Origin of the sequence: Nocardia sp. NPDC057663, from assembly GCF_042799895.1 — a bacterium.
GTDB lineage: Bacteria > Actinomycetota > Actinomycetes > Mycobacteriales > Mycobacteriaceae > Nocardia.
In genome coordinates this window covers 544098-554878 of record NZ_JBHVHX010000001.1, presented here as the reverse complement: position 1 = coordinate 554878, position 10781 = coordinate 544098, and the positions used below count along the sequence as shown (strand labels likewise).

Here is a 10781-nt window from a genome sequence, read left to right as displayed (position 1 = left end):
TCCCCCGGTTCAGTCCGCGAGCGTCATCGGCGGCGGCTGCCACGTGCCGTCGAGAGCTGCTTCTTTCGGGGCATAGAGGCGGAGGGTGAGGGAGAAGTCGCCGGTGGGTGGGATGGGGAGCCAGTTTCCGGTGGGGACGCGGGGGCGTGGGTCCTCGTATTGGACGGCGATATCGATCGAGCCGTCGGGTGCGGCCACGGGTGGGGGGACGTGGCCTACGGCGTAGATCGCGTTCGGGTTGGGAACCAGGAAGCCCTGGGGGTCGTAGGCGGTGAGGGAGGCGAAGGCCGCTACCGGTGGCCATTCGTCGCGGGCGAAGCGGATGCGATAGCGCAGGGGAAGGCCCTGGTCGTCGGTGGCGGGGGCGGACCAGAGCGTCGCGTAGAGGACGTTGCGGATCGGGGCGACGCCGGGGGAGCGCATCGCTACCGCCGCGCGGCGCAGGTAGTCGGTGCCGTAGTCGCCCAGGTCGATGGGGATTTCCCAGCCGTTGACGTGCCGGGCGGTGGGGTCGCGCCAGTCGGTGATCCGGCGCTGCGCCTGGCGCACGGCCTCGTCGAGCACGTCGACGGGCTGACCGTCGACGGTGCCACCCGGCCGCACCCCGATCGCGGCGAGTTCCCGCATCAGGGGGGCGTCGGCGGGTGCGGGCGGTGTGGTCAGCAGGAGCCGGCACAGGCGATTGAGGTAGGTGCGGCCGTCCATTGCCGCGATCCGCTTCACCGGCGGTTCCGGCCCGCGGTAGATCGGCTGGAAGCGGCTCACGGTGCTGTCGAATTCGCCGCGTTGCCAGGCACTCAACGGGATCAGCTTGATCTGCTGCTGAAGGTCGCTCACCCGGGCCGCGTCTCCCGGCCCGTTGATCTGGATGCGGCCCACGATCGTCGACATCACCTCGGGCATGCGCAACCGGGTGGTATGTGCGGGCACCGTGCCCGACCACCCCGGTCCGGTGATGACGTAGGTGTAGGGCGGCCCTGCGCCATCGGCGGAGGTGCGTGAATCTTCGCTGGTCAGATCGTGCACGGTGTTGGCCCACCCGTCGAGCACCTGGAACAGCCAGAACCGGCCGGGTTCCATCGCCGGAATCTGCAGCACCAGCGGCTCGTCGTCGAGGTTGAGCCAGGCCTGCGAATAGACCATGTCGTGGCTGAGCCGGGCAACGCGCGTGTCCGGATCGGGCAGCCCGCTGTGCTCGACGGTGTTCGTCGGCCCGCTCGCCGCCCGCATCATGTCCAGCATGATCATCGGATAGCCGAAGATATAGGCGTCGATGGCGAGCGCGAGAACGTCCGGCGGCCCGGTGGTCCGCCTCGGCCCCCGCTCCGGCTCGTCACCGCCGCAACCGGGCAGCGCCGCGGCCATCACACCCGCAGCGCCGAGCCCGAGCAGCCCACGCCTGCTCAGCCCGCCGTATTCACCCGCCAGACCATCCATCCACTCTCCGTTCGAGCGCATCGACGGCCACCATAAATCGCTCCCGCCCCGCTCCACCTCACCCGCAGCGGGTGAAATGCGCAGGTCAGCCGGGTCGGGGGTCAGGCAGATCGTATCCGCCTTTCACCTCGGTCGCGGATGTCGAGCCAGGACACGAGATGTTATCGCCGGTTATGTTTGTCTACCCGCCGGTCGTCCGGCGCGCAGATTGCTCGCGAATCTGGCGATATCCGATTGCAGTTCAGGGTAGGCACGTGGGTGTGGCAGCTCGGTCTCGACGGTGTCGAGGACGGACGCGAGCGCACTCTCGACGAGATCATCGGCGTTCCGCAGACCCCATCGCTGCCCTTCGGCTACCAGCTGCGCACGCGTGATCGCCCGGTGCCGGTATTCCTGATCGATGGCCAACGCCATCTCACCGTCGTTGGGCTGGTGGACCTGCGGCACGAAATCGTAGGCCGGAGCCAATCCGGCGGAGCCGTCCGGTGGGTGCAGTAACGAGATGTTCTTCGCGTGCATGTCCAGGTTGCCGACCGCCACAGCCGCCGTCGTCATGCGGAGCAGGCGCGCCACCGGCTCACGGCCGACTGTCGTCATCAGGGTCTTCGCAATGCGCTCGAGAGAAACCCGCCCGCCGAACCGCTGGTACTTCTGGTCGCCGGTTGCGCCCAAGATCTGGCTGAAGTCCTCCTGGTGGATCCGGCCGCCCGGCGCATTCTGCGCCCGGTCGTAGCGCTCGATCACCAACGCTGAAACCCCGTCGAACTCCGCGATCCAGGTCTGGAAATCGGCGAGGTCGGCGGCCCGGACTATTCGAGCGCCGTATTCCTCGTCATAGATGGACGTGGGGTAATCGCGGGACGACACCGCGACCGTAGCGGCGCAGCAATCCGATGGTGTCACGCTCGGCCAGTCCCGCCTCCTGCGCCAGCCGACTCAGCATCCGACCCTCCGGCAGCAACTCGCGAAAGAAGTTCTGGCGGCGACCCTTTCCCGAGCGTGTCGGCACGACAGCGAAGGGGATCGCCAGCGACAGGATGGTGCTGTCCAGGCCGAAGGTCTCGATGGCCGAGGGGGCGGGGACGAACTCGAAGTCCTGGCGGCTGCCGGTCAGCGTGCCCACCCGGGTTTCGTAGAGCTCGACGACGAGGTCAGTCATCGGCGTCGGCCGGGTCGATCGTGGCGGTGAGGTGCATGCCGGTCTCGCGCATCATGGCGAAGAGCCGGTCGGTGTAGATCGACGGTTTGCCCGCCTCCATCTCCCAGACGTAGCGCTGGCTGGTGCCGAGCCGGTCGGCGAGTTCACGCTGGCTGAGGCCGCTGAGCAGGCGGGCTTGTTGCAGGATGCGGCCCAGTGATTCGGGGCTGGTGACTTTGCCGGTGTACGCCATACTGCCTCCCGACTACGATTTGGTAGTCATCACGTGTGACTACCTTATGGTAGTTCACGCTGATGACTACGAAAAGCTCGTCACGGGCATGATGTGCGGGTCAGCCGAGTAGGACCCGGCGCATGAGGTAGGCGACTCTGGCGCGGCAGGCGATGGGGTTGCCGCCGAAGGCCTGGCCTAGGTCGATGACCATGGCGAAGGCCGCGTGGACCAGGAAGCGGGACTCGGCGGCGGAGAGTTCGGGGCGTTCCTCGCGGACCAGGCGGGCCCATTCCTGGACGCTCAGGCGCTGGATATTGCGCAGGACCGCGCGTTCCTCGGCGGGGACGTGCCCGAATTCGGCGTAGTAGACGACGGCTAGTGCGCGTTCGTCGAAGGTGTCGGTCACGAACTGGCCGATCAGGACATCGAGGGCCGCGCCGCTGTCGGGGGTGCCCGCGACGGCGGGGCCGATCGCGCCGGACACCCGGTCCGCCGCGCGGCGGAAGGCGGCGGCGAGGATGTCGCTCTTGCCGCGATAGAAGCGGTAGACCGCCGAGGCGGCCGACAGGCCGGCGGCGGAGGCGATGTCCTCGACGCTCACGTTCGGGTAGCCGCGTTCGTGGAAGAGCTCGACCGCTTTGCGTAGCAGCAGTTCGTGTTTGAACGAGTCCGGGATCTCGACCTGGGTCGGCTGTTCCGAAATCGTTGCCGCGGGCGGCAATCCGCTCTCGGCCAGGGCGAGACAGGCGGCGCCGAGCAGCCGGTTCAGTGTGCGGGCGGGCAGGGCGGCGTGATGATCGGCGATGCTGGTGACCACGCCGAACATCGCGGTCGACAGCACCCGCAGATCCGGCGCGGTCAGCTCGGGGCGCAGCACTGCCAGCTGCTCGTCGAGGGCGATCTGCACGCAGGCGCGCTGCTCGTCGAGCACCAGCCGGTCGGCCGGCTCCAGGTAGCGGCCCTCCCAGCGCACCAGCGTGACCGTCGCCCGGTTCTCCACCGTCGCGCCGACGAGCCCGGTCAGCATGTGCCGCAACCGTTCCGCAGCAGACGGTGTCGCGTCAACGGATGCGGCGACCGAGGCGGTGAAGGCCTGGCCGACGCGCAGCAGCTCCTCCCGGAACAACGCGTACTTGCTCGGGTAGTGCCGGTACAGCGCGGCCGAGCTGATGCCGAGCCCGGCCGCGATGTCCTCCATGCTCACCCCGTGGTACCCGGCGGCGCCGAATGCCATCGCCGAGGTGGCCGCGATCTGCGCCCGCCGATTCTTCGGCCGCCGCCGCACACCATCCTTCGCGCCGACTACCGATCCACGTGCTCCACGAGACTCGCCGACATTCATACCCGGAGTGTATTAGGGCTTGTGGGGCGGGGTGATACGGGCATACCAGTCCAGCAGCGCGGGGTCGTCGACGGCGCTGCGTTCGACGACGCGGGTGGGGTCGGCGCCCTGGAAGAGTTTCTTGATCGGGACTTCCAGTTTCTTGCCGGTCCTGGTGTGGGGGATGCCGGGGGCCTCGCGGATCTCGTCGGGGACGTGGCGGGGGGAGACCTCGGTGCGGATTGCGGTGGCGAGGCGGGTTTTCAGGTCGTCGGTGAGTTCGGCGCCGGGGGCGAGGACGACGAACAGGGGCATCCAGTAGCCGCCGTCGGGTTGTTCGGCGCCGATCACCAAGGCCTCGGCGATCTCCGGGAACTGTTCGACGACCTGGTAGATGTCGGCGCTGCCCATCCGGATTCCGTGCCGGTTGAGGGTGGAGTCGGAGCGGCCGTGCACGACGACGCTGCCCCGCTCGGTCAGGGTGATCCAGTCACCGTGCCGCCAGACGCCGGGGTAGGTGTCGAAATAGGCGGCGTGGTAGCGCTTTCCGTCTTCGTCGCGCCAGAAGCTGACGGGCATCGACGGCATCGGCTGGGTCACCACCAGCTCGCCGACCTCGCCGCGCACCGGTGCGCCCTGCTCGTCGAAGGCGTCGAGGGCGACACCGAGATACGGCGCCGACAGCTCGCCGGGCCAGACCGGCACGGTGGGCACGCCGCCGATGAAGGCCGACACCACATCGGTGCCGCCGCTGATCGAGTTCACCTGCACGTGCTCGCCCGCGTTCTCGTTCAGCCACAGCGCGCTCGACACGGGCAGCGCCGAGCCGGTGATGCCGACGGCGCGCAAGGCCGACAGATCGTGATCGGTGCGCGGCACGGAACCCGCCTTGATGCAGCCGAGGACATAGCCGGGGCTGGTACCGAGGACGGTGGCGCGCACCTGAGCGGCGATGCGCCACAGCGCATCCGGCGCGCCTGCGGTCGGGCTACCGTCGTAGGTGACGATGGTCGCGCCCGCCAGCAGCCCGGCCACCTGGAAGTTCCACATCATCCAGCTGGGGCTGGTGTACCAGAAGAAGGTGTCGTCGGTCCCGATATCGGACTGCAACGCAACAGCTTTCAGATGTTCGAGCAATACGCCCCCGTGCCCGTGCACGATGCCCTTGGGCAGGCCGGTGGTGCCGGAGGAGAACACGATCCACAGCGGATGATCGAAATCGACAGCGGCGGTGCCGATGACACCGAGGCCGACCTCGGCGACGGCATCGGACCATGCCACGCTGTCCGGAACGTCGAGGCCGAGCTGCGACACCACGACGGTGGCACGAAGGCCGGGCAGACCATCCTGCAGCGCGGCGATATCGGCCCGCTTGTCGTGCTGCTTACCGCCGAACCGGTAGCCGTCGGCCGTCACCAGGACGGTCGGCTCGAGCTGGCCGAGCCGGTCCAGCGCCGCCTTGGCCGAGTAGTCCTGCCCGCACGCGCTCCACACCGCGCCGATACTCGCGGTGGCGAGGAAGGCGACGATCGCCTCCGGGATATTCGGCAGGTAGCCGATCACCCGGTCGCCCGCGCCGACGCCCTGCGCACGCAGCGTGCCCGCGAAGGCGCTGACCTGCTCGATCAGCACGGCCCACGAGATCTCTTCCGGCTCGGCGTCCTCGTGCAGGGCGATGACGGCGGGCCGGTCCGGCCGCGCCTGCCGAATGATCTGGTCGACGTAGTTCAGCCGGGTCCCGGGGAACCACTGCGCGCCGGGCATCTCCCGCCCACCGAGCACACCGTCGGCGATGGGACCGAGCTCGAAGTACTCCCACAGCGCCTGCCAGAACCCGGCGATGTCGTCGACCGACCACTGCCACAGCGCGCGGTAGCCGGGGTACGCCTTGCCGGTCCTGGCTCCGACGAAAGCAGCGAAGTCGGTGATCCGTGCCGACGCGATGTCCTGGGCGTTCGGCTCCCATTGCGGTTGCACCGGATGTCCTCCTGTGGATTGCTCGTGTACCGGGGTCCCCGGCGAATGGTTACCCGGCGCGCCGGGGAGTACTCAGCCGGCCCGGCGGACGATCTGCTCGGCGTGCCGCAGAACCGGCGCGTCGACCATGCGGCCTTCGAACGCGAAGACCCCACGATGGTTGGGCACCTCGGCGAGAACCCGGCGAGCCCAATCGATCTCGTCCGGATCGGGCGCGTATCCCTCGCGGATCACCGCCACCTGACTGGGATGGATGGCCACCTTGGCATCGAATCCGACGGCCACGGCGTCGAGCGTCTCCACCGCCAGCCCCTCCAGATCCTTGATGTTCAGAAACACCGAATCCAGGGCGAACCGGCCGACGGCCTTGGCCGCCAGCAGACTCGTCGAGCGCACGTGCCGGGCGACATCGCGGTAGCTGCCGTCGGCGTGCCTGCTGGAGTTGCCGCCCAGTCCCGCGACCAGGTCCTCGGCGCCCCACATCACGCCGATCGCGTTCTCGGCCGCGACCGATTCGGCCACCCGCACCGCGCCGAGCGGCGACTCGACCAGCACGATCACCTCGTAGCCTGCCAGGCTCCGAACCTGTTCGGCGGATTCGCATTTGGGCAGCATGATCCGCCGGTAGGTGGTCTGCGCGAGCGCGGCCAGGTCGGCCGCGTGCTCGTCGGTGTCGGCGGCGTTCACGCGAATCACGGTGTGCTGCGGGTCGAGCGGGGTTTCGATCAGGGCTTTCCTGGCCGCGGCCTTGTCACCCGCGGCCACCCCGTCCTCGAGATCGAGGATCACCACATCGGCCACCGCGGCGGCCTTGGCGAAGCGCTCGGGGCGATCGGCCGGGCAGAACAACCAGGCCGGTCCGCTCGGTTCCCAGGCACTCACGCTGTCTCCCGTCATCGTCATGCTGTGTCCTTTCGGGGGCCGGGGCGCCCGGGAATGGTGCGGCACACCAGTTCCTCCGGGCGTTGTCCGCTCATTCCGCGGGTGCCTTCCTGACCAGGGTCTGCCGGACCGCCTTCGCCACGATCACGCCGTCCTGGTTGCGCGCGGTGTGGGTGAGGCTGACGATGCCCTCACCCGGACGGCTCTTGGATTCCCGCTTGTCGGTGACCAGTGTCTCGGCGTACATCGTGTCGCCGTGGAACAGCGGTGCGGGCAGCGACATCTCGGAGAACCCGAGATTGGCCACCAGGGTGCCCTGGGTGAGCTGGGCGACCGACAGGCCGACCAGCGTCGACAGCGTGAACATCGAGTTCACCAGGCGCTGGTTGAACGGCGGCTGCGCGTCGGCGAAGGCCGCGTCCAGGTGCAGCGCCTGGGTGTTCATGGTCAGCGTGGTGAACAGGACGTTGTCGGCCTCGGTGATGGTGCGGCCCGGCCGGTGCTCGTAGATCGTGCCGACTTCGAACTCCTCGAACCACAATCCCCGCTGGACGACCCGCCTCGCTTCGCTCACAGGCCGAGCTCCCTTGCGATCAGCATCAGCTGCACCTCCGTCGTGCCCTCACCGATTTCCAGGATCTTGCTGTCACGGTAGTGCCTGGACACGGGGTATTCGTTCATGAATCCGTTGCCGCCGAAGATCTGCGTGGCGTCGCGCGCGTTGTCCATCGCGGCCTCGCTGGCGACCATCTTGGCGATCGAGGCGGCCTTCTTGAACGGCTTGCCCGCCAGCATCAGCGCGGCCGCGTCGTAGTAGGCGGTGCGCGCGACGTGGGCCCGCGCCTCCATCCGGGCGATCTTGAACGCGATGGCCTGGTTGCGGCCGATGGCCTGCCCGAACGCCTGGCGCTCGCCGGCGTAGCGCACGCTCTCGTCGACGCAGCCCTGCGCGGCGCCCACCGCGAGCGCGGCGATGGCGATGCGGCCCTCGTCGAGGATGCGCAGGAAGTTGGCGTAGCCGCGGCCGCGCTCGCCGAGCAGATTCTCCTTCGGCACCCGCACATCGGTGAAGCTCAGCGGGTGGGTGTCGGAGGCGTTCCAGCCGACCTTGTTGTAGGCCGGTTCGGCGACGAAACCGGGGGTGGTGGTCGGCACCAGGATGGTGGAGATCTCCTTCTTGCCGCCGGTCTGCCCGGTGACCGCGGTGACCGTGACCAGGCGGGTGATGTCGGTGCCGGAGTTGGTGATGAACTGCTTGGCGCCGTTGATCACCCAGCTCTCGCCGTCCTCGACCGCGGTGGTGCGGGTGCCGCCCGCGTCGCTGCCCGCGTCGGGTTCGGTGAGGCCGAAACCGGCCAGCGCCCGCCCGCTGGTGAGCTGGGGCAGCCATTCGGTCTTCTGCTTGTCGTTGCCGAAGCGGTAGATCGGCATCGCGCCCAGCGAGACGCCCGCCTCGAGGGTGATGGCCACGCTCTGGTCGACCTTGCCGAGTTCCTCGAGCGCCAGGCACAGGGCGAAGTAGTCGCCACCCATGCCGCCGAATTCCTCGGGGAACGGCAGGCCGAACAGGCCCATGTCGGCCATACCGGCGACGACTTCGTACGGGAAGCTGTGCTCGGCATCGTGTTTGGCCGAGACGGGCGCGACGACCTGCTGGGCGAAGTCGCGCACGGTCAGGGCGAGCTGCCGGTATTCGTCCGGCAGTGATCCGGTGGACAGGTAGTCGGTCATGCGGGGGTTCCTTCCGCGTCGGCGGTGTCGGTGGGATGGGCGATGACGCGGACCAGCACCTGGTCCAGCTTCACCTGGGCGCCCGGCTGCGCCAGGAGTTCCACAGTGCCCGCGACGGGCGCGGTGAGTGCGTGCTCCATCTTCATGGCCTCGATGACGATCACCGGGTCGCCGATGTCGACGGTCGCGCCGTCTTCGACCGGCGTCGCGATCACCGAACCCGGCATGGGACTGCGGATTTCGGCGTCACCGACGTGCGCGGCATCGCCACGCGCGCTCTTCTCGGCGACCTCGCGCAGCACGGCGACACTGCCGGCGCTGCTCACCCACAGCTGGCCGTCGGCCTCGGCGACGCGATGCACGCGCCGGAGTCCGTCCACGGTGAGGGTGAGACGGTCGTCGAGCAGGGCGACCGCGAGTGAGCGGGTGTCGGTCTCGTCGGTGGATGCGCCCGGCCGCGCTGCGTCATCGGCTTCCAGTCGAACGGTCGCGGATTCCGGTGTGCCCGTAATGAAGACGTGGCGGACCTGATCGCCACCCGCGAGCCGGATCCCGGTCGGCGCCGGTACGCCCAGCCGCCAGCCCGACGGCACCGACCACGGATCACCATCCGTGCTCGGCCACCGGCGCAGCCAGTGATACGCCGCGGCGGCGATGAATTCGTCGTCGGTGACGGCGGCGGGCCGGAAGTCGGCCACCCGGCGGTCGAGCAGCGCGGTGTCGAGGCGGCCTGCCTGCACGTCGTCGTCGGCGAGCAGGAAACGCAGGAACTCGATATTGCTGGTGACGCCGAGCAGCACAGTCTGCTCGAGTGCGCGGTCCAGTGCGCCGAGCGCGTCGGCCCGGGTGGTGCCGCGGGCGATCACCTTCGACAGCATCGGGTCGTAGTCGCTGCCGACCACGGTCCCCTCGGACAAGCCCGAATCCACCCGCACGCCAGGGCCGTTCGGCTCGGCGAGGGCGAGCACGGTGCCACCGGTGGGCAGGAAGCCGCGACCCGGGTCCTCGGCGTAGACGCGCGCTTCGATCGCATGCCCGACCAGGTGGATCTCGTCCTGCGTACGCGCCAGTTTCTGACCAGCGGCGACCCGCACCTGGCACTCCACCAGGTCGACGCCGGTGACCATCTCGGTCACCGGATGCTCGACCTGCAACCGGGTGTTCATCTCCATGAAGAAGAACTCGTCGGGCCGGTCGGCGGAGACGATGAACTCCACGGTGCCCGCGCCGACATAGTCGACGCTGCGCGCGGTATTGCAGGCCGCGGTGCCGATGCGGGCCCTGGTCGCGGCGTCGAGCAGCGGCGAGGGCGCTTCCTCGATCACCTTCTGATGCCTGCGCTGCAAGCTGCATTCGCGTTCGCCCAGGTGCACGACATTGCCGAACGTGTCGGCCAGGATCTGCACCTCGATGTGGCGGGGCCGGGTGACGAACCGCTCCAGGAACAGGGTGTCGTCACCGAAGGACGCGCCCGCCTCCCGTCGCGCGCTGACCAGTGCGGCAGGCAGGTCCTCGGCCCGGTCTACCCGGCGCATGCCCTTGCCGCCACCACCGGCGGACGGCTTCACCAGCACGGGGTAGCCGACTTCGGCCGCGGCGGTGATCAATTGCTCGTCGGTGAGGCCGGGCTCGGCGATGCCGGGAACCACCGGCACACCGAACGCGGTGACGGTCTTCTTGGCGGTGATCTTGTCGCCCATCACCTCGATCGCCTTGGCGGGCGGCCCGAGGAAGACGATGCCCGCGTCGGCCAGCGCGGCCGCGAACGCCGAATTCTCCGACAGGAAGCCATAACCGGGGTGAACGGCCTGGGCGCCGGAGCGCAGGGCGGCGTCGACGACCTTCTCGATCGACAGGTAGCTCTCGCGTGCGGGCGCGGGCCCGAGGCGCACCGCCACATCGGCCTCCCGCACATGGCGGGCGTCGGCATCGGCGTCGCTGTACACCGCGACCGAGCGAATGCCCATAGCGCGCAAGGTCTTGATGACGCGCACCGCGATCTCACCGCGATTGGCGACCAGGACGGTGTCGAATTCGACGGGGTGGGATTTGTTCAGCAT

The 10781-nt window shown here is 68.9% G+C and carries 10 protein-coding genes; all 10 read right to left on the bottom strand.

Features of this window, described 5'->3' with window-relative positions:
• Window positions 1-9: 9 nt before the first annotated feature.
• The 10 genes from ACFVAV_RS02510 to ACFVAV_RS02465 all read right to left on the bottom strand — a co-directional run bounded on the left by ACFVAV_RS02510 (window position 10) and on the right by ACFVAV_RS02465 (window position 10781).
• Entirely contained in the window at window positions 10-1458 is a 1449-nt protein-coding gene (locus ACFVAV_RS02510) for a DUF1254 domain-containing protein (protein WP_379028724.1), read from the bottom strand.
• 150 nt (window positions 1459-1608) lie between these two features.
• On the bottom strand, window positions 1609-2304 hold the full coding sequence (locus ACFVAV_RS02505; RefSeq protein ID WP_379028722.1) for a type II toxin-antitoxin system HipA family toxin: 696 nt from the start codon (window positions 2302-2304) through the stop codon (window positions 1609-1611).
• Window positions 2270-2596: a HipA N-terminal domain-containing protein gene (locus ACFVAV_RS02500; protein WP_379028720.1), complete on the bottom strand. Its 327-nt coding sequence runs from the start codon at window positions 2594-2596 to the stop codon at window positions 2270-2272. The genes ACFVAV_RS02505 and ACFVAV_RS02500 overlap by 35 nt, the downstream gene beginning before the upstream one ends.
• Window positions 2589-2828 carry a helix-turn-helix domain-containing protein gene (locus tag ACFVAV_RS02495; protein ID WP_379028718.1) on the bottom strand — a complete coding sequence of 80 codons (240 nt, stop codon included), beginning with the start codon at window positions 2826-2828 and terminating at the stop codon, window positions 2589-2591. The genes ACFVAV_RS02500 and ACFVAV_RS02495 overlap by 8 nt, the downstream gene beginning before the upstream one ends.
• Before the next feature lie 100 nt (window positions 2829-2928).
• A complete protein-coding gene (locus ACFVAV_RS02490; protein ID WP_379028716.1) occupies window positions 2929-4152 on the bottom strand; it encodes a TetR/AcrR family transcriptional regulator in 1224 nt (407 codons plus the stop codon).
• 12 nt (window positions 4153-4164) lie between these two features.
• Entirely contained in the window at window positions 4165-6108 is a 1944-nt protein-coding gene (locus ACFVAV_RS02485; RefSeq protein WP_379028714.1) for an acetoacetate--CoA ligase, read from the bottom strand.
• A 72-nt stretch (window positions 6109-6180) separates the two neighbouring features.
• Entirely contained in the window at window positions 6181-7011 is an 831-nt protein-coding gene (locus ACFVAV_RS02480; protein ID WP_379028712.1) for an HpcH/HpaI aldolase/citrate lyase family protein, read from the bottom strand.
• Window positions 7012-7081: 70 nt separating this feature from the next.
• The gene (locus ACFVAV_RS02475; protein ID WP_379028710.1) at window positions 7082-7564 is read right to left on the bottom strand and encodes a MaoC family dehydratase; all 483 of its coding nucleotides are present in this window, start codon (window positions 7562-7564) and stop codon (window positions 7082-7084) included.
• Window positions 7561-8721: an acyl-CoA dehydrogenase family protein gene (locus ACFVAV_RS02470; protein ID WP_189025738.1), complete on the bottom strand. Its 1161-nt coding sequence runs from the start codon at window positions 8719-8721 to the stop codon at window positions 7561-7563. Before ACFVAV_RS02470 ends, ACFVAV_RS02475 begins: the two co-directional genes overlap by 4 nt.
• Window positions 8718-10781, bottom strand: coding sequence for an acetyl/propionyl/methylcrotonyl-CoA carboxylase subunit alpha (locus ACFVAV_RS02465; RefSeq protein WP_379028707.1), 2064 nt, complete (start codon window positions 10779-10781; stop codon window positions 8718-8720). Before ACFVAV_RS02465 ends, ACFVAV_RS02470 begins: the two co-directional genes overlap by 4 nt.

What these genes read in the sequence shown, in the direction of transcription:
- ACFVAV_RS02510 (WP_379028724.1), bottom strand. Translation starts at nt 1,458, where the DNA reads ATGCGCTCGAACGGAGAGTGGATGGATGGTCTGGCGGGTGAATACGGC.
- ACFVAV_RS02500 (WP_379028720.1), bottom strand. Translation starts at nt 2,596, where the DNA reads ATGACTGACCTCGTCGTCGAGCTCTACGAAACCCGGGTGGGCACGCTG.
- ACFVAV_RS02495 (WP_379028718.1), bottom strand. Translation starts at nt 2,828, where the DNA reads ATGGCGTACACCGGCAAAGTCACCAGCCCCGAATCACTGGGCCGCATC.
- ACFVAV_RS02490 (WP_379028716.1), bottom strand. Translation starts at nt 4,152, where the DNA reads ATGAATGTCGGCGAGTCTCGTGGAGCACGTGGATCGGTAGTCGGCGCG.
- ACFVAV_RS02480 (WP_379028712.1), bottom strand. Translation starts at nt 7,011, where the DNA reads ATGACGATGACGGGAGACAGCGTGAGTGCCTGGGAACCGAGCGGACCG.
- ACFVAV_RS02470 (WP_189025738.1), bottom strand. Translation starts at nt 8,721, where the DNA reads ATGACCGACTACCTGTCCACCGGATCACTGCCGGACGAATACCGGCAG.
- ACFVAV_RS02465 (WP_379028707.1), bottom strand. Translation starts at nt 10,781, where the DNA reads ATGCTGAACAAATCCCACCCCGTCGAATTCGACACCGTCCTGGTCGCC.